A 25,243-nucleotide genomic window follows, 5' to 3' on the forward strand; every position below is an offset into this window, starting at 1 on the left:
TGAAAACTCCTAATATTCAATCCATTTATTTTCCACTGCATCAAAGCCAACCAATCTACATACTATTGTAACCTCCTTCACATCTCCTCGTAACAACTTTCCCTCATTTTTGCAGCGTAAAAAAAGAAAGGAGGCCCGAATATGAAACTGAACAGAAATGACTATACCGTAGAGGCGGCAGCCGGCGGTGGTTTTTACGCTTATTTTATGAATAATGTGTTGTGCAGCGCCTACGGTGAAACGCCTGACGAAGCCTGCGAAAACCTGGAACAGATTGTTGACGATTTTGTCAGTGATATGTATATGGTCGAGGAATTTGTCTGATATTCCGGCATCATATGCCGACCGAATTATCCTTTTTACGTATTTATTCCATAAATTCTCTTGAAGTCATGTCTGCGCGATGCCGGTGTGACTTTTGTCATTTATAACCGAATTGTCACATTCTTCACATTCTGCCGTAACACGGAGGTGCGATATTTGCATCAACTAAATGCAACGTCATGTGCTGCATGTGTTTCAACAGTAATTTGTAAATCATCAAGTCGTCTCAATGAAAGTCCTTTTTATCGTTCAAGGAGAAGGCCGCGGGCATCTGACCCAAGCCATTACAATGGAAGAGCTGCTGCGCCGCAACGGTCACGAAGTAGTGGAAGTGTTGGTGGGCAAAAGCAATTCGCGCTGTCTGCCCGGTTTCTTCAACCGCAGCATTCAAGCTCCGGTGAAACGCTTTCTCAGTCCCAATTTCCTGCCTACGCCTGCCAACAAGCGGGCAAGTCTTGCGCGCAGTGTGGCCTATAATCTCACCCGTCTGCCCGTCTATCTGAAAAGCATGCACTATATACACCGCCGCATTGAGGAGAGTGGCGCCGAACTGGTCATCAACTTCTACGAACTGCTCACGGGGCTGACCTATCTCTTGTTCCGTCCTTCCGTCCCTCAAATAAGCGTCGGGCACCAGTACCTGTTCCTGCACCGCGATTTCGAGTTTCCCGGTAAGAACGGCTTCCATCTGTGGCTGCTCCGCCTTTTCACCCGTTTCACGTGCATAGGTGCCCGCGAAAAACTCGCCCTTTCCTTCCGCGAGATGGAGGATGACGAAGAAGCGCATATCCGCGTGGTTCCGCCATTGCTGCGGAGGGAGGTGCTGTCGTGCGAAGGTACGGAAAGGGATTATCTCCACGGATACATGGTAAACTCCGGTTTTGGCGAGAATATCCGTCACTGGCACAGTGCCCATCCGGAAATACCCCTCCACTTCTTCTGGGACAAGCAGGACGAAGCCGAGGTGTGCCGTGTGGACGACACCTTGAGTTTCCATCAGCTCGATGACGTCAAATTCCTGCGCTACATGGCAGGCTGCAAGGCCTATGCCACCACTGCCGGCTTCGAGTCGGTCTGCGAGGCGATGTATCTGGGCAAGCCTTTGCTGATGGTTCCGGCGCATATCGAGCAGGACTGTAACGCCTACGATGCATTCCGTAGCGGTGCCGGTGTCATCTCCGAGGAGTTCGATTTGGAACGTCTGCTGGACTTCTCGGAGCATTTCCGTCCGAACATGGCTTTCCGCTATTGGGTGCGTAGCTGCGACTGGCGTATCCTGCGCTGTATAGAGAGGGAAGAAAAAGAGGAAACCTTTTTCGGGGTTTCCTCTTCCTGCCGTCCTTTCTTTCCGGCGACTTAAATGCTCACGTTCATCGCATTGGCTCCCAATGCCCCTAAGATGGCGGAGGCTACTGCAATTACGACTTTCAGAATTTTATCCCAGATACTTTTTTTCATGCTATATACGTTTTAAAAGTTGAACATACGAATCGGTAGTAAAATCAGTCATATTTATCCCAATGGATTTTCACCCTGGTCTCCGTCCGAACCGCCTCCGTCTCCCGAGCCGGAACCGCCGCCGGAGCTTCCTCCTTCACCGTCTCCCTTGTTCACCAATGCTTCCAAGTCGTAGAAGTCAATCTTCTGCCCGGCACGCGTGGCGGCGATGTCCGGTCTTACGGTGCTGGAAGGCCGGAAATTGATTTTCACCGCCTTGATGTTCTTTGCGGTGCACTCCTTTACATCCAGTACGCCTGCCGTACGCGCCGACAGACTGAATACGCCAAAGTTCTTGATATTCACCGACTGGCCACTGTAGAGGGTCGTAATCATGGCCTCCACAAAATTGGTCAATACACTCTGGATGTCTCCCAGCGTCAGCGAACTCTTCTCTTTCATCACATACGCAATGTCGTCCAGCGTCGCATTGTCGCCCAGTGTCACCAGCTGCGGGTAGAACTTTGCCACCGCATCTGCCTTTCGAGGATCTTTCCTCGCAATTTTCTTGAATGGTACTCCCATAAACAATTAAATAATTAAAAATTAACAATTAACAATTAGAAATTAAAGTCCCGTATTGCAATACTCTTCTCTTTCTCCTTTAGGGGGGGAAGAGGGGTGCTGCAAAAGTACTTCTCCGGCTTTTTCTGCTCATGGCTTTCTTCGGGTTACGCCGTCTCTTTCCCGTTTCCTTTCTGTTCAGGAAAAGTTCTTCGTCCGATGCCCGTTTATGTCTGTATATGCTTGGTCATATCACTGATATTCAGTATCTTTATGGTGTAATAATCAACCAATAACATAAAGAATGAAAACAGAAAAAGAAAAGAGGGAAGAGGAGGAGGAAGACCTTCGTCCGTTCCGCATCCACGCCTATTCGAAGGAGGAGCTTGCCATGCTCTACAACCCGACTTACTGCATCAGCAATGCCATCTATACCCTGGCGGCATGGATACGCCACAACAAGGCACTGAAGGGTGAGCTGGAGAAGGTGGGCTACAACAAATACCGGCGCACCTTCACTCCGCTGGAAGTGAAAGTGCTGGTGAAGTATCTGGGAGAACCCTGACAGGATGCCGGCCGGAAATAGGGAAGCCGTGTAAAGAAAACGCCAATATATGTAAAGCCCCGTAACAATATATGTTGTCATGCACAACAATATATGTTACGGGGCTTCTCTCTTCTCCTCGAATACCGGTTACTGATATAGCTGGATGTCCACTACCTCATATTCGGTCGTCTCCTGCTCGTTGGTCCGTGTACCGAATCCGTACTTTTCCAGTGCCTGCACCAGTACCAGCTGGGTGTGCGGGTTCACCTGCACCTTCCCGAATATGCTGAGCTTGGTCAGTATGACGCTGGCAGGGAGCCATTTTACCTGCAGGTCCTCGGGCAGCGGTTTGCGGAAGAAGACGAAGAGGTTCTCCTCCACGGGGTCTTTCATGCGGTGCCGTTCGTTGTGCTTGTTCAACTGTTCTATCTCCTCGCCCTCGTACCAGTATCTGAAACCGCCTTTCAGCAAGGCGAGGGCCTGGGCGTAGATGCCGGGATGGTTCACCGGGGTGTGGTAGTCTATACCGGTGATGGTGATGGGGAGGAAACGCCGGTTTCCGCCGATGTCCTGCAGGCACTGCCGGTTGTTGGTGCTCGCGATGAAGGAGCAGTGGCGGGGCAGGGTGAAGGCTTCGATGTCGTAGGCCTTGCGCTGTGTCACGTTGTCCTGCGCGATGATTCGCTTCAATGCTGCCAGCTCGCCGGGCTTCACGCCTTCGAACTCCTCCATGTTGATGATGATTCGCGTGGCGAGCAGGCGGGCATCGTCCTTGTTGCTCGGGTCTATTATGCCGTTGTAGAAGTACTCTTTCCACTCGGGCGGCAGCAGGCGCCGAATCCAGCTGCTCTTTCCCTTTCCCTGCTCGCTGTAGAGGATGATGACGAGCTGGTTCATGTCCTCGTCGCTCAGTGCGCAGGCCACCAGGCCCACTATCCACCGTTTGAAGCCCTTCTGCCATAGCTCCCGGTTCTCGGTCGTCAGGGTGTCGGCCAGCCGGGCGATGTAGTCCGTCCCGTCCCAGGGGGGAAGCGCGTACAGATAGTCGGTGTAGGGGTTGAACTCCTTGGCGTAGTTGGAGTCTATCACGGCTCTGAGGAAATTCTGGTAGCAGGAGATGCCGGCCATCTGCAGGTCTACGAATATGGTGTTGTAGTCCTTTCCGCGCATGGGACGGTAACCTTTTCCGGCATCTGCCGACAGGGCATAGGGCATGAATTCGAGGCGGTCCAGGATGAGGTTCCTGCGGATGCCGTAGTGCTCTTCCAGAAAGCTCATCACTTGGTTGATGACGGGCTTTTTCTCTTCCTTCTTTGTGGCGGCTTCGCTGGTCTTGTCGGTATAGATGTAGGCATTGTGCAGGGGAGATTCCACGTCGGGATACTCTTGTCCGAACTCGTTTTTCGCCAGTCTGATGGCTGTCTGCTCGTCCAGGCCCTTGCTGTAGCATTTGTTGCCCAGGGCGAAGAGGAAGTTGTCGCGGTTGCCTGCCCGGAACCTGGTGGTGCGCTTCACGGCGGTCACGGCTTGGGAGAATATCAGCTTCTCCCAAGGCTTTGCGTCCTGCGGCGTGGCGGCAGAGGAGGCGGGGAGGGGGTGTACCGTTTCGACGAGCGTCTTCTTTGGGCTGTTCTCCTTCTTCGCAGGCGGGATGATGCGTGCCGGCAACGGGGAAATCTGTTCCAGCAGTGCGGCATTGATATAGGCATGCGGGTCGAAGGACATGAAGTATCCTCGCGAGATGTCCTTTCCGCTTCCGTCCACCTCTACTCCGAGAAGGGCCTCGTAGTGCTCTTTGGCGGCGCTGTACAGCTTCAGGTGTATCTCCTCGAGCGTGGCGTAGGTCACCTCGCCCTGCCGGAGACGGTCATACAGACGCCGGGTGTATTCCGTCTGCATGAAGACGAACAGCTTGTAGCCGTGCCTTTTGGGGGAGAGGAAACTGCCCAGGGTGTGCGGGTCTTCGTTGATGAGGGTCCGGGTCTGCTCCAACTGTCCTTCTTCCAGGTCGTCGATGTCGAGCGTGATGACGGGGTTGTAGCGGGTGATGCTCGGTGCGAGCCTTCTTTCCCGGTAGTTGGCCGTGAGGGTCCTGAAGGGAAGCTGCTTCTTGACGTGGTTGGCTTCCTCCACCTTTCCCTGCGCCACGAGGCTGGCGATTTTGATGATTAACTTGGCATGCTTGCCGTTTTTTATGTCAGCCATGTCCTGCGTGAAGGTTGTCTCCCCGCTGACGGCGCTGAAACCACGGTAGGTGGTCACTGGAATGTTTTCCATTCTACTTGTATTAAGTTTGCCTTATTGGCGGCGCAAAGATGCCGTTTATTTCCTTAGGAAGCAAAAACGGCCATCCGCAGTGGGACAGCCGTTTTTTTACAATTTGAATTCCTTGGTCCGTTTTACTCCTTGGGATATAGCTCATTGAAGAGCTTATATATATCATCCTCAATGCAATCGGGGTTCAGCGTATTGCCGCTTCCGTCCGCGTCCATAAAGTTTACAAGTAGATGCAGCAGCTTGGCGAAGGGGCTTACGCCCTTCAGTCCGTGTTCCTTTTGGGGATTTATCAGCAGTGGTATGAAGGGTGTCAGGAAAGCCTTCCGCTCCTTGTATTCCACGGTTAACGACTTGTGTTCTACCATAGAAAGCAGGTCGAGGGCCACTTGCACCTCTTTGCTCTCTTTGGTGTACAGCACTTGGTAATCCCTCCCTTTGATTTGCATCACGCTAATTGGCGTTTTTTTGTTCTCATAATTACAATTTGAAAATATAATTTTATATTAAGTTAGTAAATCGGTTGCAAAATTAACAAAAAAGGAGTCTGTACAATTACAGATAACGCAGATTTTATGTTTTTCTTACCTGATGCAACGCTTCTGAGGACGTGAAATTAAATAATCCGTGTCATCTGTGTTATCAGCGTCTGAAAAATTATCATAAAGCATCATCTGCTGAATAGTTACGAAATTCTGTGGTATCCCTGTGAAGTAGTGAAGCGTGTGTGTAGTCTGTATGTATAGGGTGAGGTACCGGAACCTATGGTTATATATGTAACACACTCTTTCTTTAAAAAAATAAGAAATGACGCGCGTGCGCGTGTATCTTACCTAATGAACGTAATTATTTGATATATAGTGCGATGATACCTGCATTAAAAAAGATTATCATTTTATCAATCAGAATATTTTGTACTTTCATTTCTTGACATTACCTTTGCGTTCATTAAACGGAGCGTGTCATAAAACATTTTTTTTATTATAAACGTTTCGTTTATGACTGCTTATCGCAAGATGGCTTGAATATAACTATTTCGTCGCCTTCCTTCCGAGATGGTGGAGGGTCTTGAAATAAAATGAATGCACATAGTCTATTTAAAGTAACCGCATTACATTACTTGACCGGGAGGTACTTCGCTACTCCGGTGTCCCCCAATCATATTTTTTTGTGAACGAGAATGCAGAAATGCACTGGTATGCAGTGCGTGTCACCTATAGCCGAGAGCTTTTTTTCAAGGAATACCTGGATGCAGAGGGCATTGAAAACTATATTCCCATGCGCTATGAGTATGTCGTGAGGAAAGAGCGCCGCTTGCGCAAGCTTGTTCCTGCGGTCCATAACCTGGTCTTCGTCCGCTCCACCCGTGAGCGTATGGACGAAATAAAGAACAAACCGGGCATGAACATCCCCATCCGTTATATCATGGACCGCGAAACCCACCAGCCCATCGTCATCCCGGACTCACAGATGCGCAGCTTCATCGCCGTGTCTGGCACCTACGACCAGGCTGTGCTCTATCTTGAACCCACCGAGCTGAACCTCTCCCAAGGAACCCGGGTACGCATCACCGGCGGCATCTTCGAAGGAGTGGAAGGGGTGTTTGTGCGTGTGCGCCATGATAGGAGGGTGGTGGTGAACATCGAGGGGGTGATGGCGGTGGCGACGACGTTTGTGCATGCGTCGCTGGTGGAGGAGATAGGAGAAGGAAGTTAGCGCTTATTGTATTATAATGAGAATTAAATATGTTTTTTGGGGATATTCAGATTACATGAAAGTTGTAAATAATGATATCCTATATAATAAAGATGTTTTGTATTTTGCTCCCAATGATTTATCAGTCAGGCAAAAAATATTATATAATATTCTATTTTTTATGACAAGATATGGATGGGAGAATATGGTTCCTGAGTTTATATATAGATATTTATATCCTTTACAAACCATACATGGATATGAACAAGTGTATTTTATTATATACGAACAGAATGTTTGTTCTACTCACCTTCCTTTTTTGGAATATTTGAAAAAAAAATATCCGCATTCAAAATTGTTCTACATGTTTACAAATACATTGTCTTCCCGAGTCAATGAGAAACAGTTGCGGTTTGTGGAAAATAATCGGGAAAAGTTTGACATGATTATAACTTTTAATGAAATAGATGCAGTTGAACATAATTTTCAATTTTACAATCAGGTTTGTTCCGTATTGAATGTTTCGATTAAGGAGGAAAATGAATCGGATATCTTTTTTTGTGGTTTGGATAAAGGTCGAAGGGCGATAATAGAACAACTTCGGAATCGGCTGGAAAGTTGTGGGATAAAATGTGATTTTAATATTGTTGATTCTAAGCATAAGTTGCCATACGAAGTTATTGTATCTAAAATTGTCCAGACAAAGTGTATTTTGGAAATTTTGATGGATACATCACAGTCCGGGTCATCTTTAAGAGCAGCAGAAGCAATTGCTTACAAGAAAAAGTTGCTGACAAATAATGCTTTCATAAAAGCAAAGGAATATTTCAATGACAAGCAGTTTTCCTATTTTTCTACTCTTGAGGATATAGATGTGGATTTTATAAAGGAAGCTCTAGACAAATCACAATGTGTTGATTCTATGATTGTTTCCCCTAAAAGATTTTTAGATTTTTTGAAGCAGAATAGTATTTGAGAGACTAGAAAATGAGAGAGTTCCTAAAGTCTTTTTTTTCATTTGGTGTTGCAACGAGCATTGAGAAAATATTGGCTTTCATTTTGCTGCCCATTTATACTCGTTTATTTACAACTACCGAATATGGAATGATTGATTTATGTCAGGTACTTATGGGGATAGTATCTGTATTTGCGTTGCTGCAATTGGAAACATCGCTTCAACGATACTATTACAAATGGGAGGGGGATGATAAAAAAATCTTTTTGTTCAGCATATTAATTACGGTCATTTCATTATCGTTTTTTTTCTCAATTATAATATGCTTGTTGTCATATTATATTTCCAGTTTGCTTTTTTCCAGCTCTGCTTATTATTTATTAGTTATATTGTCTGCAATCCAGTTGCCTTTTATAAACTTTTCAATGCTTGGCTTGATTATACTTCGGTATGAAAAAAAGAACTTACTTTTTACTTACCAAGTAATATTGAAAGTCGTATTGCTATTGTTATCCGTATTCGTTTTTGTTGTTTTCATGGATGGAGGCTTGGAATGGGTTTTGATATGTCAGTTATTGACACTCGTATTGACTTCTATCGTATTGTATACTAATATAAAGCAATATTTGCTTTTTTCTTTCTCATGGAAAAATCTCATGATGAGCTTTAGTTATGCTTTGCCTCAGTTTCCTGCTCGTGTGGGAAGTGTGATGATGGTTTATTCCAATCGGCTCTTTATGGTGTTTTTTTTAACAACATCAATAATAGGCTTGTATTCTTTTTCTTTAAAGTTGGCCTCTGGCGTGCAAATCTTGGGAACAGCTTTTATGATGGCTTGGCTTCCTTTTATGTATCAACAGTTTGCAAAGGAAAACCACCGGTTGCTTTTTGCGAAGTTCATGCCTTTAGTTTCTTGTTTCTTGTTTTTATTAGTATCGGTATTGTCATTGTTATCTGAAGATATTGTTAGTATAGTTGCAGGTCCGGATTTTTTTTATTCATATAAATATATTGGCAGTTTGTCGCTATATTTTGCTTTGACAATAATAAAAGAAGTAATTGATATCGGACCTAAATATACGGAGAAAACAAAGTATGTATCTTATAATTATTTTGTGTCTTTGATTGTTAATGTGGTAAGTATGTACCTGTTTATTGTATTTTGGGGAATAGAAGGAGTGATTTATTCGATGATATTAACATATCTGATATTGGTTGTAATTAGTTGGATTGTGTCTAATAAACTGTATTATATTCCTTTTAGTAAATTTTATTTTGTAATATTGATATTGCCTGCATTGAGCATTTCTATGTCTGTAATGAATTGCAATATGACTCCTATGACTCGATATATCATATTAATATTGGCAGTTGCTTTTTATGGAATAGAAATGTACATGAATTATAAAAAGGTAAAACTGTATCTGAGTTAGAATGCCGTATATACCAATTTTACTGTTATTGTTTTTTTTGTCTTTTTCTTATGACTTTTTAGGTCATAAGAGAGGTTATAATTTAGGATATTATTTCATTTACTTGCTGTTGGTAGTAGTTTCTGGGTTTAGATATCGAATAGGAGCGGATACTTTTGCTTATCAGGATTTTTTTGAAGAGGAGCAGGTTTATTTGTCCGACCTATCCTTAGCTGATTATTTTTCATATAGATGGGAGCCTTTATTTATTTTTTTCGTGGCTTTAATAAAATCAACTATAAACGATTTTATTTTTTTTCAGATAGTTCATTCAATTATAATAAATTCGGTTGTTTTTTGGTTCATCTCTTCTAATACGAAAAATAAGTTTACAGCAGTTTTTCTTTATTTCCTATTTTTGTATGTTTTGGTAAATATGGAAATAGCGAGAGAAGCATTGGCCGTTTCTGTCTTTTTGGTCAGTGTGAAATTCTTGCAGAATAAAAAATACGTTGCTTATTATTTATTGGCAATTATAGCATTCCTTTTCCACTATGGTGCTGCGATATCGTTTGTTTTTCCTTTAATATACGGTATAAGAATTACGCTAAGACGCATTTTCTGGCTGTTTGTAGTTGTTGCAGGAATCATTATAAATATAGACTTTATCATTGCTGCGGCTTTTTCTTTAGGAGTCCCTCCAATTATATTTATAAAGTTGGTTAATTATACGGAAGTATCAGAAAATCTGAATTTTATGGGCATTCTGATTGCTTTTTTGGGTTACATTCTTTTTCCTTGTGTATTGATGCAGATAGAAAACCGGATATTACGTATGAGATCTCGGTTTTATGATTTCTATCCCATATTTCTTTTGCTTGGCATATTGGTGATTTGCTTTCCTTTCATCAGCCGTTTTTTTAATTATTTATGCCTCATTGGTATTATTTTCTTAAGCGATTTCGTAGTTGAGCTATGGAAAAGCAATCGCTTTGTATTTGGCACTAGATATATATTGCTGACATGTATACTTTCGATGGTTCTTTTGTGGAATGGCAGATACTACTTTAGTGATATGTCAGATTTGACTGGCAAGAATATGAGGAAGTATGTACACTGGTATCCATATAGTTCAATATTGGATAAAACGAAAAATCCGGATAGGGAATCTCTTCAGGATTATTATTCAATGATAAATTTATGATTAAATATAGTAATTATGAAACATAGAGTTTGCTTAGTTACAAATTATTTGTCAGCAGGAGGATTGGAAAGAGTTTTGACAAGACTTGCTACATATTTTGTTGAAAAAAAAGAAGTGCAAGTAACTATTGTTACATTATTTAATACTCAGTGCTTTTATTCATTATCAGATAAAGTCGAAGTAATTTATCCTAATTTTGATATATTAGCAATAAACAAGCATGTTCGGATTATAAAACAATTTTTTTATCTACGTCATAAAATTAAAGAGTTGCGTCCGGATTGTGTCTTAAGTATGGGGGTGGAAACAAATATTGCTACTTTACTTTCTACAATAGGGTTGGGAATAAAAATATATGTTGCAGATAGAAATAACCCATTTATAAAATTATCTTTTTTAAGGCAACTTTTGAAAAAAGTTCTTTATCAAAAGGCAGAAGGAATAATTTGCCAAACAAATTTGGCTAGACAAAAAGTTCATGGGTTAACTAAACACCCTAACATAGTGGTCATTCCTAATCCAATAACAATCTTTGAAAACGATTATGTATCCATTGAAAAGAAAAATTATATAGTAAATGTTGGGCGTTTTATAAAGTCAAAAAATCAACGTGAATTAATAGATATTTTTACTTTAGTAAACGATGGTAGTTGGAAACTAATATTTGTAGGTGATGGACCATGTAGGAAAGAGTGTATGGATTATGTGTCACAGAAAGGTATCTCGAGTTATGTGGAGTTTGTAGGAGTAGTCAAAGATGTAGATCGGTATTTGGCTCAAAGTAAGATTTTTGCTTTCGTTTCGACCTCCGAAGGATTTCCCAATGCTTTAGGTGAGGCTGTTTTGTTTCCTACAGCGAGTATTTCCTATAATTGCCCAGCGGGACCAGAAGATATCATTCGTGATGACGAAAATGGTTTTTTAGTTCCTTTAGGAAAAGTAGAAGAATATGCCACTAAATTGAAAATGTTGATGGAAAGTGAAGAATTGAGAACGAGATTTGAGATGAATGCAGTGTCAGATAGAAGTAAATATTCTATGGAAAATATAGGTGAATCTTTTTTTAATTTCATGTTTTAACTATCTCTCCAAATGAATAATGAGTATTTAATTAGCATAATTGTTCCAGTATATAACGTAGAACCCTTTATTAGTGAGTGTATAAATAGTATATTGATTCAATCTTATAAAAATTTTGAATTAATACTTGTCAATGACGGTTCTACAGATAATTCTCCTACTATATGTGAACAATATGCATCAAAGGATAAGCGTATTAAAGTTATTCATAAGGCCAATGGCGGATTATCTGATGCACGAAATTGGGGCTTAAAATTCTCATCGGGTGAATATGTAGTATTTCTTGATAGTGATGATTATTGGAACGATTGTGATGCGTTATTTTCTCTTTATTCTCTACTGAATAAATATTCAGAAGTTGATGTTGTTTTCTTTAGAAGATTTACATTTGAAGAAAACATATCCCAGCATATAAGATACTTTCCCCAGTTTAATCTTAATAAGATAAATGGCTGTGAAAAGTCAGATGTTCTTTCATATCTTATACCCAATGGGCTTTTTATTCCTAGTGCATGTAATAAACTCGTTCGAAGAAAGATTTTGATAGATAATAATATTTGGTTTGAAAAAGGCATTTATTCAGAGGATATTGATTGGAATTTTTCTTTAACTCTTCATGCCGATAACTTTTATGCTATTAATCTTCCTTTTTATGCGTATCGAAGAAGAAGTGGATCAATAACCAACTCTATTAGAGAGAAAAATGTGTTGGACTTACTTAATATTATAAAAAAATGGATTCCTATGATATCTGAGGAATGTCAGGATTTCCAGATAAAAAAAATGTTGTTGGGGTATTGTGCCTATCAGTTTATTGTCGTTTTAGGAATTATATTTTTAGCTGAAACAGATTGTCGTGACTTTTTGCTTCAGGAAGTAAGAAAGATGTCATATGTGTTAAAATATGCAACAGATAGGAAAACTAAAAAAGTAAGACTTATGTACATTTTTCTAGGGTATAATTTATCTGCTAAATTTTTAGGTACTTATCTTAAATTTAAAAAAAGATATTTGTTTTAATATAGGTGTAAGTAATTACTTTTTATGAATGTAAAAATATTGTTTTTCGGTATATACCAATGAAAGTATGAAGTTTTACTCATTAATATTACTTTTCTTTATTTTACCTATATATAGTCAAGCTAATATCGTTTTCGTGACAAATAGTATACAGCCTATTCAGAAGCAGTTTAATTTATCATATGCGAAATATGTAATTAAATCCAATATAAATCTTATGTCTCAAAACGTTGTCATTCCTGAAGGTGCAGTCTTGTGTTTTGTAGATAGTGGACGAATCGAAAATGGTACGCTTATTGGCAATGGAACAAAAGTAATGGCTCAACAAAATGTTGTTTTTTCGGATAATATTTTGTTAAAAGGAAGTTGGAAAGCTGATACAGCCTATTCTATATGGTTTGACTTCAAAAGTGATTGTATTGTCGATTCTTCAGGACGATTTATCAGTGGAAGTGATAATAGCCAGCAGATGAATAACATATTGTTGTTTGATAATTTACTCTTTAACTGTGGTGTTTACTACTTTAAACATGCTAATTTTCAGTTACATTCTGATATGATTATTGATGGAGGAAATAGTGTTTTTAAATGGAATACATCGTTGAAGGCAGATTGCTTTATGGCTATTGGAGATAGTAGGGGGAAATGGGCTGGAACATCAAATATTCAGTTGAAGAATTTTACAATAATTGGTAATAAACTAGAGTCAGATATAAAAACGGAGCAATGTCATGGAATATGCATCCGATATGGAAGTAATATCATATTGTCTAATCTGCAATCCGGTTTTAATCGTGGCGACGGATTATATATAGGCAATGTTTACCTTGAGTCTAATATAGATCACTCACCTTCTTATATAAGTGTTATAAATTGTATTTTTAGTGACAATCATCGTCAGGGAAGTTCCATTACTAGAGCTAATCACGTTGATTTTTTAGGATGTAAATTTATAAATACAAATGGTACGCCACCTCAAGCCGGTTTAGATATTGAACCTAATGATATAAATATTTCAGCGTATGAAAACTGTTATTACGCGTGTGAAAATATAAGGATAAACAATTGCTTTTTCAGCAATAATGCAGGAAATGGTTTATTGGTTGCTGGAAGAAGTAAAAATAGAGAAGGGAAATATATTGTTAATAATATATTTGTTAATAATAGTGTGTTCGACAGAGGGAATATTCGAGCTTTTGGACTGAAAAATATGCAGGTGAAAGATTGTGATATATTGACTGACAGCTATGGATGGCTTACATATAGATACTCTACAGAAGATGTCTTAATCGATAAATGTAAGATTATATGTTGTAATAAGAACAATGATTTTGTGGGGATAAAAGTGGAATCTACTTCTGAGAATAAACATAATAATATCATAATTTCTAATTGCTCAATAACAAATTTCGGCAAATTTGGAATATTCTTCAATGATAAAATTGATGGTATTTCAGGGCGTATAGTGAATAATATCTTTCATAAGTGTGGTAAAAATATGAAAAAGAACGATTTGAGTAAAAAGATTGAATATAAGGAGAATATATATAATGATTAGATGATAATTATAACTTAAAGTTTATATAATGAAAGTATTAGTTACCGGAGGAGCCGGCTTTATCGGCTCTAACCTTTGCGAGTATTTACTTGCCCATAATTATGAAGTTGTATGTTTGGACAACTTCGCAACAGGGAAGATTGAGAATCTTCTTCCGTTATTGAATCAATATCCTGATACATTTAAACTGATCGTAGGTGACATCCGTAATTTCTCTGATTGCCAGAAGGCAGTGGTAGGAGTCAATTATATTCTGCATGAGGCAGCATTGGGTTCTGTACCCCGTTCCATCAAAGACCCTGCCACTACTAATGCAGTTAATATTAGTGGCTTCCTGAATATGTTGATTGCTGCCCGTGATGCAGGAGTGAAACGCTTTATGTATGCGGCAAGTTCATCCACTTATGGAGATAGCCAGTCTCTTCCCAAAGTGGAAGATGTGATTGGTAGACCGTTATCTCCTTATGCTGTAACCAAATATGTGAACGAGCTTTATGCGGATGTATTTGCACGTACTTATGGAATGGAATGTATCGGCTTACGCTATTTTAACGTATTCGGACGTCGTCAGGACCCATTTGGTGCTTATGCTGCTGTTATCCCCTTATTTGTGAAGAAATTGATGGCACACGAGAGTCCCATGATTAACGGTGATGGTGAATACAGCCGTGATTTTACTTACATTGACAATGTAATCCAGATGAATATGCTTGCCATGACAACCACCAATCCGGATGCAGTCAATCAGGTTTATAATACCGCTTTTGGAGAAAGGACTACATTGAATCAGCTGGTGAATTATTTGAAGGAATATTTGAGTGAGTTTGATCCGAAAATAGCTGATGTGGAGATTCTTCATGGCCCGAATCGGCAGGGTGATATACCTCATTCTTTGGCTTGCATTGATAAGGCTAGAAAACTTCTTGGTTATATTCCGGAATACAGCATGCGCGACGGTCTGAAAGAAGCTGTCAAATGGTATTGGCATAATATCTGATTCATTCATTCTTTTTCCCTTTCTATTAGCTAATAAACTAAACTTTCTAATAAATACTGAAAATCTTATGGATATAGTAAAAATCGCCGTAATCGGTCTCGGTTACGTAGGGCTTCCTTTGGCTCGTTTGTTCTCTACCAAATACAAAACTGTTGGTTTTGACATGAATAAATCTCGTGTGGATGCATTGATGGCAGGACACGATGCTACCCTTGAAGTTTCGGACGAATTGCTACAGTCTGCCATTGCCAATGGCTTCAAGTGCACGGCTGACATTGAAGACATTCGTGATTGCAACTTTTATATTGTGGCAGTTCCTACCCCTGTGGATCATAACCATAATCCGGACTTGACTCCTCTGTATAGTGCAAGTACCACTGTAGGGAAAGTGATTTCCAAAGGTGATATTGTAGTGTATGAATCTACAGTATATCCGGGTGTGACTGAGGATGAATGTATTCCGGTAGTGGAAAAAATATCCGGTTTGGAATTCAATACGGATTTCTTTGCAGGTTATTCCCCCGAACGCATCAATCCGGGTGACAAGCTACACACAGTCGAGAAGATAAAGAAAGTGACCTCAGGTTCAACTCCTGAAATTGGTAAGAAAGTGAACGAAGTGTATGCTTCTGTTATATCTGCCGGGACACATTTGGCTCCCACGATGAAGGTGGCGGAGGCAGCCAAAGTCATTGAGAATTCGCAACGTGATATCAATATAGCCTTTGTCAATGAGCTTTCCAAGATATTCACGCGTATGGGGATTGATACTCAGGATGTGTTGGAGGCTGCAAGTACCAAATGGAATTTTCTTCCCTTCAAGCCGGGGCTGGTTGGAGGACACTGCATTGGCGTAGACCCTTATTATCTGGCCCAGTGTGCACAGAGTTATGGCTATAATCCTGAAATCATATTGGCCGGTCGTCGTATGAATGATGGTATGGGAGAGTATGTGGCTGGTCAAGTGATAAAACTGATGCTGAAAAAAGGAATTCAGGTTTTGAACTCTAATATACTGATACTCGGTTTTACTTTCAAGGAGAATTGTCCGGATGTACGTAATACGAAAGTGATAGATATTTATGAGGCTTTGATGGGATACAATCTGAATATAACCGTTTATGATCCGTGGGCAAATCCGGATATCGTAAAGCATGAATATGGAATTGAAGTGATCAATGAACTTCCTGAAGAAAAGTTTGATTCGGTTGTGTTGGCGGTTGCCCATCAACTGTTTACGGGAATAGATATCGAAAGTTTGTCGAAGACACGGTCTGTTGTGTTTGATGTTAAAGGTTTCTTGCCCAAAGAATCCGTTGACGGCAGATTATGATAAAATGAAAAAGCTTTTCTTTGTTACCAATGTTGATTGGTTCTTTATTTCCCATCGTTTGCCTATTGCCCTGAATGCTATTCAGCAGGGATATGAAGTTTATTTATTGTCACGGGATACCGGAAGAAAACAGTTTTTACAAGGGAAAGGGATTCGCTTTATCGATATTCCTTTTGACCGTTCCGGAAGTAATCCTTTGCATGAATTGAAATGTATTTTTCAGTTATATACAAACTACAAAAAGTATAGACCTAATATAATTCATCATGTTACTTTAAAGGCTGCATTGTTAGGTTCTGTTGCAGCTAAGCTGTCAGGGCAACATCATGTTGTGAATGCAATAAGTGGATTGGGGTATAACTTTACGAACGGCAGGAATGGGATTTTGCAGAAGTTGATAAGGACTTTGATCCGCATTGCATTCAAAAGTAAGTCTTTTTCCTTTATTCTTCAGAATCCGGATGATGTGGGGATGATCAAAGGCTTCAATCTGGTTCCCTCGTCCCATATTTTTCTGATAAAGGGCTCGGGAGTAGATTTGAATGAATTTGTTTTTTCCCAAGCTCCTGGCAAGACTCAATTAAAGGTACTCTTTCCTGCAAGGATATTGTTGGATAAGGGGGTGATGGAGTTCATTGATGCAGCCAAATTACTTCAAAAGCGATTTATTGGAAAAGTAAAATTCATATTGGCAGGTGATTGCGACAAAGAAAATCTGGCTGTTTTGGGGGAAGAAAAGCTAAGGTCTCTTCTTGTCGATGATTATATTGAATGGATAGGATATCAGGCTCAAATGTTTCCTATATATACGGATAGCGATATCGTTGTACTGCCTTCCTATCGGGAAGGTTTGCCCAAATCCTTGATTGAAGCATGTGCGGTAGGGCGTCCTATTGTAACAACCGATGTACCGGGTTGCCGTGAATGCGTGAAATCCGGATATAATGGTTATTTGGTTCCTGCCAAGGACAGTAGGGCGTTGGCTGATGCCATCGGCCTATTGATAGAAGATGATGCGAAGAGGAAGGAGTTTGGAAGGAACTCTCGTCTGTTGGCGGAAGAAGAATTTTCTATAGATAAGGTTGTCAGGCAAACTTTTGATATTTATCAATCAATTATTAGGATATCTTGATATTCCCGGGTATCTTTGTAGAAAGATTGGATTCATGAAGAAGAACAAGCCATATAAGGAACAAGAACCGATGGTGCCGAATGTTGGTGAACCGGTAGTTGTATATACGGGTAATGAGAATAATCCGAATATCGTTACGGAAGGACGTGATGACATTAGGCATGCTATTTCCGGTGAAGAATTATTGGATAGACTTTGCCCTCGTATAAAGGCTTTGTTTGGATGAGAGTCGTATTCGCTCCCGAAGTAGAGGAGGATTTGTATGGGCTTATAAAAATACTTGTTGAGAAGGAGTATTTGGGTACTTATCCTTTTGCTATTTCTTATGTGGAAGAACTGATAGCTGATATTCAACAGAACATTCATTCTAAATTAAAAAAGAAAGCGCCCGCTTTTTTTGAGCGTTATGGTAAGGATATGTATTACATCACTTATCAACGTAATTCTAATACGACGTGGTATATTTTCTTCTCTGTCATTGGAGATACTTATTTTATTAAATACATAACCAATAATCACGTTTCCGGTCAGTATATTTTTTAGCATATTTCAATGAACATACTCGTCACTGGAATCCACGGCTTTGTGGGTTCCAATCTCGTTGTTGCCCTAAAGGAACGTCATAGCCTTTACGGGCTGGATATTGTCGCTCCTGAAAAGGAGGGGGTGGTAAAGACTTTTTTCTGGAAGGATATCGAACCGGCTTCTTTTCCGATGCGGAATCTTCCTGAATTCGATGCCATTATTCATCTGGCTGGTAAAGCCCATGATACGAAAAACCGGTCCGCAGCCCAATCCTATTTTGATATTAATACGGGATTGACCCAAAAGATATTTGATTTCTTTCTGGAATCGTCTGCGAAGAAGTTCATATTCTTCAGTTCTGTGAAAGCCGCTGCAGACAGTGTGGTGGGTGATATGCTGACTGAAGATGTGGTGCCTGCTCCGATAGGACCGTATGGGGAGAGCAAGATAACTGCCGAGAATTATATTCTTGGCAAGTTGAATGTTGAAAATGGAGAATTGAAAGTTAATCCGTATGATGACAAGCAGGTCTATATCCTGCGTCCCTGCATGATTCATGGTTCCGGCAACAAAGGCAATCTGAATCTTCTTTATAATGTGGTGAGGAAAGGCATTCCCTGGCCTTTGGGGGCTTTTGAGAACAGGAGGTCTTTTACTTCGATAGACAATCTTTGCTACGTGGTGGAAGGGCTGTTGACTAAGGAGGTGGGGAGTGGTATCTACCACATGGGAGATGACGAGGCCTTGTCCACGAATGAGCTGATAGCTTTGATGTGTCGGGCTTTGGAGCGTAAGCCGCATATCTGGAAGATAAACAGAGGACTGATGGAATTCTGTGCCCGGCTTGGGACTCTGCTCCATTTGCCTTTGAATACAGAGCGTCTGCGCAAGTTGACAGAGAATTATGTGGTGAGTAATGCGAAGATAAAGGCTGCCCTGGGAATTGACAGAATGCCGGTGAGGGCAGAGGAGGGGATAGTGAGAACGATAAAATCGTTCTCAAATTAAAAGTTAAGAATTAAAAATTGATAATTAAAAATTAAAGAGGAAAATACTGTTATGTATTATCTGTTAATATTGGTTCTGCTGTTTTTGGCAGAACTTTTTTATTTTAGAGTGGCTGATAGGTACAATATCATCGACAAGCCCAATGAGCGGAGTTCCCATACGAAAGTGACTTTACGCGGTGGTGGGATTATTTTCTATTTCGGAGCGTTGGCCTATTTCCTGACGAGTGGCTTTGAATATCCCTGGTTCCTGCTTGCCTTGACACTGGTGACGTTCATCAGCTTCGTGGACGATATAAAATCCACCGGACAGATGACAAGACTGCTTTTTCATTTCTCTGCTATGGCTATGATGTTTTATCAGTGGGGACTGTTCTCCTTGTCTTGGTGGTGGATAGTCATAGCCTTGATAGTCTGTACGGGCATCATCAATGCCTACAACTTTATGGATGGCATTAACGGCATAACCGGTGGTTATTCTCTGGTTATTCTTGCTGCGTTGGCCTATATCAATAAGGAGGTGGTTACTTTTGTGGAAGCGGATTTCATCTATACCGTTATCTGTTCCGTTCTAGTCTTCTGTTTCTTCAATTTCCGCAAGCGTGCTAAATGCTTTGCCGGTGATGTGGGGTCGGTGAGCATTGCCTTTATCCTTCTTTTCCTGATAGGCAGGCTCATCATTGAAACGGAAGATTTCAGTTGGATAGTCCTTTTATCCGTTTATGGTGTGGATAGTGTACTGACTATCATTCACCGCCTGATGCTTCATGAGAATATCGGGCTGCCGCATCGCAAACATCTGTATCAGATTATGGCGAATGAGCTGAAGATTCCTCATGTCATAGTCTCTCTGGCCTATATGACAATACAGACTTTTATAATAGTAGGATATATTTATTACCAACGGTATGGCTATATCTTCTTGATAGGGTGTATCTTACTGTTGAGCGCAATATACGTACTCTTCATGAAAAAGTATTTTTCAAGACATATCTCTTGAATTACTGTCTTCCATTATACAATTTCCACGGTCACCTGAATACCCAAAGCTTTGGCAATACGCTCGATATCACGCTTCTTTGTTTTTGTATTGCTGCAGGTCATAAGAAACCGTCCGTTGCCTAATGGTTTTTGAGCGCGCTGGTATTTCTCATGAAGTGTGTTTGATATCAAGGGAATCTTGCATACCTTGATATTTAAAGATTGCACTTGTTCCACACCTACTGTCATCACAAATTGCCGGAAAGTCTCGGCTGCTTGTGTTTCTTGAATTACTTTCCCATTACCAAAAGTGATCTTTAATCGGGATATTGGAGTATTGCTTTCCGTATCATTGGTTACTTGGTACAGTTTCTTTGCTGCTTCAAGAAATCTTGGAAATAATGTTCCCCACTGGTTGTTGACAACAATTTTTGTTCCGTCTGCCAATAAAATAACTTCATCAGGCTTAAGAAAGTAACGTTTCTTTAAATCGGGATGAGATTTGATTTTTTCTTGGACTTCTATCAAAGTACGTATTACACCCAATGCTTTACTGTGTAAATTGGATGGAAAGACTTTCTCCAGCTCAACATAGTTTATGTTGGGATGGTCTTTGATATAATGCTTGATTACTTCCAATACAAAACGTCTTTTGACATAGAAGTTGATTCCATCCAATGAGAATTTTGTATGGTCTTTGGAGTCACTTTCTTTATAGTCGTTTTGTGAGTTTTTAGATGTTTGCCTCGTTTTAAGCTGTAATGAAGGCAGAATGCTCTTATTTTCGTAATGTACTGTAAGCGTAAGATTGGCAAATTCTTCATTAATGGCGGATTCCTCAAATCCTTCAGCTGTAAACTTGTCTTTGAGCAACGAAATCATATTCTTTACCCCATTGCCTTCGGATAAGAATTCTGACACCCTCCTATGCAGATTATTACGCGCTTGGATTTTTTTATATTGCTCATTACAGAATGTTTCTATTTTTCCCAGATTGAATTTGTCGTAAGTTAGCAGGTCACAGATGATGGAACCATTTACATCTTCTTTCTTAAATTCTGCTGTAAATACACAGATGGGATTCTCGCCATCGTTGGGAATGTCGTAGTAAAGCTGTATCTTTTCTCCTATATATAATCCGACATTAAGTTTCAGTTGGCGCATATACGACATCAACTGATTTTCTTGCCTCTCATTTTGTATATTAGACGGACGTTTTATTTCAATTGGGAGTACGGGGGATTGTGTATCATGTTCGTTCTTTCGCCAAAGTACAATGTCCGGGCGTATGGAGTTGCTATTGCCTATCGGTAATGTATATTGGGATACCATTGTTCCATTGGTCTTCTTCCATCCAAGAAATTTCAAGCAGTTCTCTATTTCCCGCTGGTAATCACCTTCTACCGAATTTGTTTCAAAATACGGTATCAGTGTTTCCACAATCTCAGGCCAATTTTCATTCATCTTTTATCGGGTTATATTAGGACATATTGTTTACACTTCTTCGGAGTGTGCATAAAGCAAATGTATTGACTTTATTTGAACTGCCCAAATTATAGTCATAAAAAATGGAATCGGGCGGTGTACAATAAAAACAAATAGTCCCGGATTCTTTGTCAAGAATCCGGGACTATTTGTTTTTATCGTTTTTGAGAGGCTTTACTTAGCCGGCTTCAGCCATTTGTCCAGCCATTCAAAGAAGGTACGTTGCCACAGCACGCCATTCTGAGGTTTCAGTACCCAGTGGTTTTCGTCCGGATAGATAAGCAGTTCGGCAGGAACGCCACGCATCACGGCTGCATCGAAGGCGGCCATTGCCTGGTTGGCAAGGATGCGGAAGTCCTTCTCTCCGTGGATGCAGAGGATAGGGGTGTCCCATTTGTCGACGAAGAGATGCGGGGAGTTGGCAAAAGTGCGTTGTGCCGTAGCGTTGTTCTTTTCCCAATAAGCGCCGCCCATATCCCAGTTGGCAAACCATTTCTCTTCCGTTTCCAGATATTGCATTTCCATGTTGAAGATACCGTCGTGTGCGATGAATGCCTTGAAGCGTTTGTCATGGTGTCCGGCAAGCCAATATACGGAGAAGCCTCCGAAGCTGGCGCCTACGCAACCCAGGCGGTCTTTGTCGACGAAAGGTTCTTTCGCCATTTCGTCAATGGCAGTGAAGTAGTCCTTCATGCACTGGCCGCCATAATCACCGCTGATGGCTTCGTTCCACTCTACACCGAAGCCCGGAAGACCACGACGGTTGGGAGCTACGATGATATAGTCGTTTGCCGCCATAATCTGGAAATTCCAACGGTAGCTCCAGAACTGGCTGACGGGACTCTGAGGACCGCCTTCACAGAAGAGGAGGGTGGGGTACTTCTTGTTGGGGTCGAATTGTGGAGGATAAATCACCCAGGTCAGCATCTGCTTGCCGTCGGTGGTCTTCATCCAGCGGGCTTCCACTTTACCCATCTCCAGCTGGTCGTAAATCTGCTTGTTTTCTGTGGTCAGTTGCACTGCTTCTGCAAAAGCGTCGCCGTTGCGTGCACTGTTTACGGCATAGATTTCGTCGCCCATGCTCATGGAGTGGCGTTTGGCGATAATCTTGTTTCCGCAAAGGGCAAGCGAAGCATAGTCGTACATGCCGTCGGTGAGCTGGGTAAGCTTGTCGTTTCCGGCAAGGTCGATGTTGTAAATCTGTGTCTCGCCATGCCATACACCGATGAAGTAGATGCTCCGGGAATCTTTGTTCCACAAGAAGGCGTCCACGTTCGATTCGAAAGCTTTGCTTACAAAACGTTTCTCGCCGGTCTCGAGGTTCATGATAAACAAGCGGTTCAAGTCGGCTTCGTAGCCGTCACGTTCCATGCTCTGCCAGGCGATGTATTTGCCGTCGGGAGAGTATTGGGGATTCGTATCATATCCCTTGTTTTCTTCCGTGATGTTTTTGGTTTCCTTGGAGGCAAGGTCGTAGATATAAATGTCGGAGTTGGTGGAAATGGCATACGCCAGTCCGGTTTTCTTACGGCATGTATAGGCCACCTTATCAGAAGACGGGCTCCATGCCAGCTGCTCGATACCGCCCCAGGGCTTCATCGGGCTTTCGTATGGCTCTCCCTCAAGAATATCAGTGACATTGCTGATGGCATTGCCGTCGAAATCGGCAACGAATGGATGGGGAGCAGTAGTCACCCATTCGTCCCAATGCTTGTACATCAGGTCGGTAACGATGATGCCGGTGGCTTTAGGAAGGTCCGGATGTTTGTCTGCTGTACTCTTCACGGTCTTTACCTGGGCAATGAAAAGGAGTTTCTTGCCGTCGGGCGAGAAAGAGAACCCTTCGATGTCTCCCTCGTATTGGGTCAGCTGCTTGCGTCCGCTGCCGTCGGGATTCATTTCCCATACCTGGCTGCTGCCGCTTTCGTTGCAGAGGAAGGCAAGCTTCTTGCCGTCCTTGAACCATGTGGGCTGTCCTTCTTGCCAGGCGTCATGCGTTATCTGGGTATTGCCACTACCGTCGGCATTCATGACGAAGACTTCGCTGTTACTCTTGTTCTGGGGCACGCTGTAATAGGATACCGTGTAGGCAATTTGCTTTTCGTCGGGGGATACGGCTACACTGCCGATACGTCCCATCGCCCAGAGTGCCTCGGGTGTCATACGCTTTCCTTCAATCTTGATGTCCGACCGCTGGATGAGCGTTGCTGCGTCCTGCTGCTGTCCGGCATCTTTTGTGCCTCCGCAAGAGGCCAATGTCATGGCTGCTGACATAAGTAGTAGATTTACTTGTTTCATATATGTTTTTTGTTTCGGTTATTTCAATGCAAAGATACTAAATTTTCCTTCCTTGCCAATTCCCACGTTTGATATATAGCCAGCAGAAAATGAGAATAAAGCTGGAATAAACCATTTCCGAGGTCCAGCAGATGGCCACGTCGAGTTGCAGAATCAGAATAATGTAGGTGATATAGGCTGTGTAGATGACCAGCGTTGCCAGCTCCATGCCCAATGCAGTACGCGTATTGCCGGTTCCGGAAACTGCCTGGAAATAGACATTGGCAGGAACCAGGAACAGATAGGTGGAGCACATCACCCAAAGCGAATGCACGGCAGCGTCCTGCAGGTCGGGTATGTCGGTATAAATTCCCAGAATCAGCTTGGGGAACAGCGCGAAAAGCAATGCCAGCGGAAGTACGAAAACGTAGGCTATGCGTACGTGCTGCCGGATAGTGCCTGCCACGCAATCGGAGTGGCCTGCACCGATGAGGTTGCTGACCAATGAACCGCAGGTAGAGGCAAATGCCATGAGTACCATGAACAATATGCCGGACACATTGCGGACAATGTTGGTCACTGCCAGCGAGCGCTCTCCCAGATGCTCCACATAAAGGAAGAACAAGAACCAGGTGGAGAGGGAGAAGAAATTCTGTATCATGGTCCAGAAAGAGACGTTCAGCATCCGTTTCAATACGTCCAGCCGGAACTTCGGAATACGGTCCAGCCCGTACTTGCAGCAGTCGATACGGCTACGGGTATAGAGGATGAAGAATAACAGCGAAACCAGCTCGGCCAATGAGGAGCCGATGGCGGCTCCGGCAATGCCGAGTGCAGGAAAACCGAATTTACCGAAAATCAGGATATAGTTGAATACAACATTGCTCAACACCATGACGATAGAGTTCAGTGTCAGTGTCTTGGTCTGGGTGGTTCCCAAGAAAAAGGCACGGAACATGACTGCGCTGAACGAGAAGAAGGCACCGAATACACGCCAGTGCAGGTAGCTGGTGGCTGCTTCGTAGATATGTTCCGAGGCTACGATGCGTTTCAGGATAATCGGCGAGAAGCAATAGGACAGCAGGAACATGACTGTCGCCATCCCGACTTGGAAATAGATGCCCTGATAGAACAAGTCACCGATTTCCTTATACTGCCGTTCGCCGTTGCGCCGGGCAATGAGTATCTGTGCCCCGATGCTGAAACCGAAGGCAACCATGAAGATGACCATATAGAAGACACCGGCGATGGCAGATGCTCCCAACTCGACTTCGCCTACACGTCCGAGGAAGGCGGTGTCCGTCATACCTATCATCTGCTCCATAAGGAGGCTGATTAGGATAGGGTAGGCTATGAGCCAGATTTGTTTGTAGGTGTATTTAGTCTGCATAATTTAGAGTCTGTGAATTTTTTCGTTGGTGTAAGGATAAGAAAGC

The 25,243-nt window shown here is 42.0% G+C and carries 24 protein-coding genes; 17 read left to right on the forward strand and 7 right to left on the reverse strand.

Annotation, left to right across the window (positions count from 1 at the left end):
- Nucleotides 1-141 precede the first annotated feature (141 nt).
- The gene (locus tag EYA81_RS17880) at nt 142-324 is read left to right on the forward strand and encodes a hypothetical protein (protein ID WP_005829223.1); all 183 of its coding nucleotides are present in this window, start codon (nt 142-144) and stop codon (nt 322-324) included.
- A gap of 229 nt (nt 325-553) precedes the next feature.
- A complete protein-coding gene (locus tag EYA81_RS17885) occupies nt 554-1,684 on the forward strand; it encodes a glycosyltransferase family protein (RefSeq protein ID WP_131226258.1) in 1,131 nt (376 codons plus the stop codon).
- On the opposite strand, the gene EYA81_RS19295 is transcribed toward EYA81_RS17885, so the two are convergent.
- Both EYA81_RS19295 and EYA81_RS17890 read right to left on the reverse strand, forming a co-directional pair.
- Nucleotides 1,681-1,782: a smalltalk protein gene (locus EYA81_RS19295; RefSeq protein ID WP_005829220.1), complete on the reverse strand. Its 102-nt coding sequence runs from the start codon at nt 1,780-1,782 to the stop codon at nt 1,681-1,683. The genes EYA81_RS17885 and EYA81_RS19295 overlap by 4 nt on opposite strands.
- Before the next feature lie 54 nt (nt 1,783-1,836).
- On the reverse strand, nt 1,837-2,346 hold the full coding sequence (locus EYA81_RS17890; protein ID WP_005829218.1) for an HU family DNA-binding protein: 510 nt from the start codon (nt 2,344-2,346) through the stop codon (nt 1,837-1,839).
- A 283-nt stretch (nt 2,347-2,629) separates the two neighbouring features.
- Between EYA81_RS17890 and EYA81_RS17895 the strand changes: the two genes are divergently transcribed.
- Nucleotides 2,630-2,890 (forward strand): DUF4248 domain-containing protein, encoded by a 261-nt coding sequence (locus tag EYA81_RS17895; RefSeq protein WP_005829216.1) that lies wholly within the window; start codon nt 2,630-2,632, stop codon nt 2,888-2,890.
- Nucleotides 2,891-3,019: 129 nt separating this feature from the next.
- Here EYA81_RS17895 and EYA81_RS17900 read toward each other — a convergent pair whose 3' ends face one another.
- Nucleotides 3,020-5,149, reverse strand: coding sequence for a VapE domain-containing protein (locus EYA81_RS17900; protein ID WP_131226259.1), 2,130 nt, complete (start codon nt 5,147-5,149; stop codon nt 3,020-3,022).
- Nucleotides 5,150-5,271: 122 nt separating this feature from the next.
- Nucleotides 5,272-5,595, reverse strand: coding sequence for a hypothetical protein (locus EYA81_RS17905; protein WP_131226447.1), 324 nt, complete (start codon nt 5,593-5,595; stop codon nt 5,272-5,274).
- Nucleotides 5,596-6,334: 739 nt separating this feature from the next.
- On the opposite strand from EYA81_RS17905, the gene EYA81_RS17910 reads away from it, so the two are divergent.
- From EYA81_RS17910 to EYA81_RS17975, 14 genes are all read left to right on the forward strand, one after another.
- The gene (locus tag EYA81_RS17910) at nt 6,335-6,862 is read left to right on the forward strand and encodes a UpxY family transcription antiterminator (RefSeq protein ID WP_117588838.1); all 528 of its coding nucleotides are present in this window, start codon (nt 6,335-6,337) and stop codon (nt 6,860-6,862) included.
- Between the two features lie 16 nt (nt 6,863-6,878).
- A complete protein-coding gene (locus EYA81_RS17915; RefSeq protein WP_227201702.1) occupies nt 6,879-7,817 on the forward strand; it encodes a hypothetical protein in 939 nt (312 codons plus the stop codon).
- An 11-nt stretch (nt 7,818-7,828) separates the two neighbouring features.
- Nucleotides 7,829-9,229 carry a lipopolysaccharide biosynthesis protein gene (locus tag EYA81_RS17920; RefSeq protein ID WP_005836965.1) on the forward strand — a complete coding sequence of 467 codons (1,401 nt, stop codon included), beginning with the start codon at nt 7,829-7,831 and terminating at the stop codon, nt 9,227-9,229.
- A 1-nt stretch (nt 9,230) separates the two neighbouring features.
- Nucleotides 9,231-10,412: an EpsG family protein gene (locus EYA81_RS17925; protein WP_005836966.1), complete on the forward strand. Its 1,182-nt coding sequence runs from the start codon at nt 9,231-9,233 to the stop codon at nt 10,410-10,412.
- 15 nt (nt 10,413-10,427) lie between these two features.
- Complete coding sequence (locus EYA81_RS17930; RefSeq protein ID WP_035448458.1) at nt 10,428-11,492, forward strand: glycosyltransferase; 1,065 nt, start codon at nt 10,428-10,430, stop codon at nt 11,490-11,492.
- A gap of 12 nt (nt 11,493-11,504) precedes the next feature.
- Nucleotides 11,505-12,512, forward strand: a complete 1,008-nt coding sequence (locus tag EYA81_RS17935) for a glycosyltransferase family 2 protein (protein ID WP_005836968.1) — start codon at nt 11,505-11,507, stop codon at nt 12,510-12,512.
- 217 nt (nt 12,513-12,729) lie between these two features.
- Nucleotides 12,730-14,070 carry a right-handed parallel beta-helix repeat-containing protein gene (locus EYA81_RS17940; RefSeq protein WP_005836970.1) on the forward strand — a complete coding sequence of 447 codons (1,341 nt, stop codon included), beginning with the start codon at nt 12,730-12,732 and terminating at the stop codon, nt 14,068-14,070.
- Between the two features lie 28 nt (nt 14,071-14,098).
- Complete coding sequence (locus tag EYA81_RS17945; RefSeq protein ID WP_005836972.1) at nt 14,099-15,067, forward strand: SDR family oxidoreductase; 969 nt, start codon at nt 14,099-14,101, stop codon at nt 15,065-15,067.
- 67 nt (nt 15,068-15,134) lie between these two features.
- Nucleotides 15,135-16,400 (forward strand): nucleotide sugar dehydrogenase, encoded by a 1,266-nt coding sequence (locus tag EYA81_RS17950; protein ID WP_005836973.1) that lies wholly within the window; start codon nt 15,135-15,137, stop codon nt 16,398-16,400.
- A gap of 4 nt (nt 16,401-16,404) precedes the next feature.
- Nucleotides 16,405-17,532, forward strand: coding sequence for a glycosyltransferase family 4 protein (locus EYA81_RS17955; protein ID WP_034523419.1), 1,128 nt, complete (start codon nt 16,405-16,407; stop codon nt 17,530-17,532).
- Between the two features lie 34 nt (nt 17,533-17,566).
- Nucleotides 17,567-17,758, forward strand: a complete 192-nt coding sequence (locus tag EYA81_RS17960; protein WP_005836975.1) for a hypothetical protein — start codon at nt 17,567-17,569, stop codon at nt 17,756-17,758.
- A complete protein-coding gene (locus EYA81_RS17965) occupies nt 17,755-18,075 on the forward strand; it encodes a hypothetical protein (RefSeq protein ID WP_005829173.1) in 321 nt (106 codons plus the stop codon). Before EYA81_RS17960 ends, EYA81_RS17965 begins: the two co-directional genes overlap by 4 nt.
- Nucleotides 18,076-18,084: 9 nt before the next feature.
- A complete protein-coding gene (locus EYA81_RS17970) occupies nt 18,085-19,065 on the forward strand; it encodes an NAD-dependent epimerase/dehydratase family protein (RefSeq protein ID WP_131226261.1) in 981 nt (326 codons plus the stop codon).
- Between the two features lie 51 nt (nt 19,066-19,116).
- The gene (locus EYA81_RS17975; protein ID WP_131226263.1) at nt 19,117-20,064 is read left to right on the forward strand and encodes a glycosyltransferase family 4 protein; all 948 of its coding nucleotides are present in this window, start codon (nt 19,117-19,119) and stop codon (nt 20,062-20,064) included.
- 14 nt (nt 20,065-20,078) lie between these two features.
- Here EYA81_RS17975 and EYA81_RS17980 read toward each other — a convergent pair whose 3' ends face one another.
- The 3 genes from EYA81_RS17980 to EYA81_RS17990 form a co-directional block, all read right to left on the reverse strand.
- Nucleotides 20,079-21,209 carry a hypothetical protein gene (locus EYA81_RS17980; RefSeq protein ID WP_237918573.1) on the reverse strand — a complete coding sequence of 377 codons (1,131 nt, stop codon included), beginning with the start codon at nt 21,207-21,209 and terminating at the stop codon, nt 20,079-20,081.
- A 495-nt stretch (nt 21,210-21,704) separates the two neighbouring features.
- Nucleotides 21,705-23,828, reverse strand: a complete 2,124-nt coding sequence (locus tag EYA81_RS17985) for a S9 family peptidase (RefSeq protein WP_131226265.1) — start codon at nt 23,826-23,828, stop codon at nt 21,705-21,707.
- Nucleotides 23,829-23,865: 37 nt separating this feature from the next.
- Nucleotides 23,866-25,197, reverse strand: coding sequence for an MATE family efflux transporter (locus EYA81_RS17990; RefSeq protein WP_022400745.1), 1,332 nt, complete (start codon nt 25,195-25,197; stop codon nt 23,866-23,868).
- Between the last annotated feature and the right edge of the window lie 46 nt (nt 25,198-25,243).

Source organism: Bacteroides sp. A1C1, assembly GCF_004328515.1.
Classification (GTDB): Bacteria; Bacteroidota; Bacteroidia; order Bacteroidales; family Bacteroidaceae; genus Bacteroides; species Bacteroides uniformis.

Coding starts and splice junctions, on each gene's coding strand:
- EYA81_RS17880 (WP_005829223.1), top strand. CDS start 142: ATGAAACTGAACAGAAATGACTATACCGTAGAGGCGGCAGCCGGCGGT.
- EYA81_RS17885 (WP_131226258.1), top strand. CDS start 554: ATGAAAGTCCTTTTTATCGTTCAAGGAGAAGGCCGCGGGCATCTGACC.
- EYA81_RS19295 (WP_005829220.1), bottom strand. CDS start 1,782: ATGAAAAAAAGTATCTGGGATAAAATTCTGAAAGTCGTAATTGCAGTA.
- EYA81_RS17890 (WP_005829218.1), bottom strand. CDS start 2,346: ATGGGAGTACCATTCAAGAAAATTGCGAGGAAAGATCCTCGAAAGGCA.
- EYA81_RS17895 (WP_005829216.1), top strand. CDS start 2,630: ATGAAAACAGAAAAAGAAAAGAGGGAAGAGGAGGAGGAAGACCTTCGT.
- EYA81_RS17900 (WP_131226259.1), bottom strand. CDS start 5,149: ATGGAAAACATTCCAGTGACCACCTACCGTGGTTTCAGCGCCGTCAGC.
- EYA81_RS17905 (WP_131226447.1), bottom strand. CDS start 5,595: ATGCAAATCAAAGGGAGGGATTACCAAGTGCTGTACACCAAAGAGAGC.
- EYA81_RS17910 (WP_117588838.1), top strand. CDS start 6,335: ATGCACTGGTATGCAGTGCGTGTCACCTATAGCCGAGAGCTTTTTTTC.
- EYA81_RS17915 (WP_227201702.1), top strand. CDS start 6,879: ATGAGAATTAAATATGTTTTTTGGGGATATTCAGATTACATGAAAGTT.
- EYA81_RS17920 (WP_005836965.1), top strand. CDS start 7,829: ATGAGAGAGTTCCTAAAGTCTTTTTTTTCATTTGGTGTTGCAACGAGC.
- EYA81_RS17925 (WP_005836966.1), top strand. CDS start 9,231: ATGCCGTATATACCAATTTTACTGTTATTGTTTTTTTTGTCTTTTTCT.
- EYA81_RS17930 (WP_035448458.1), top strand. CDS start 10,428: ATGAAACATAGAGTTTGCTTAGTTACAAATTATTTGTCAGCAGGAGGA.
- EYA81_RS17935 (WP_005836968.1), top strand. CDS start 11,505: ATGAATAATGAGTATTTAATTAGCATAATTGTTCCAGTATATAACGTA.
- EYA81_RS17940 (WP_005836970.1), top strand. CDS start 12,730: ATGTCTCAAAACGTTGTCATTCCTGAAGGTGCAGTCTTGTGTTTTGTA.
- EYA81_RS17945 (WP_005836972.1), top strand. CDS start 14,099: ATGAAAGTATTAGTTACCGGAGGAGCCGGCTTTATCGGCTCTAACCTT.
- EYA81_RS17950 (WP_005836973.1), top strand. CDS start 15,135: ATGGATATAGTAAAAATCGCCGTAATCGGTCTCGGTTACGTAGGGCTT.
- EYA81_RS17955 (WP_034523419.1), top strand. CDS start 16,405: ATGAAAAAGCTTTTCTTTGTTACCAATGTTGATTGGTTCTTTATTTCC.
- EYA81_RS17960 (WP_005836975.1), top strand. CDS start 17,567: ATGAAGAAGAACAAGCCATATAAGGAACAAGAACCGATGGTGCCGAAT.
- EYA81_RS17965 (WP_005829173.1), top strand. CDS start 17,755: ATGAGAGTCGTATTCGCTCCCGAAGTAGAGGAGGATTTGTATGGGCTT.
- EYA81_RS17970 (WP_131226261.1), top strand. CDS start 18,085: ATGAACATACTCGTCACTGGAATCCACGGCTTTGTGGGTTCCAATCTC.
- EYA81_RS17975 (WP_131226263.1), top strand. CDS start 19,117: ATGTATTATCTGTTAATATTGGTTCTGCTGTTTTTGGCAGAACTTTTT.
- EYA81_RS17980 (WP_237918573.1), bottom strand. CDS start 21,209: ATGCGCCAACTGAAACTTAATGTCGGATTATATATAGGAGAAAAGATA.
- EYA81_RS17985 (WP_131226265.1), bottom strand. CDS start 23,828: ATGAAACAAGTAAATCTACTACTTATGTCAGCAGCCATGACATTGGCC.
- EYA81_RS17990 (WP_022400745.1), bottom strand. CDS start 25,197: ATGCAGACTAAATACACCTACAAACAAATCTGGCTCATAGCCTACCCT.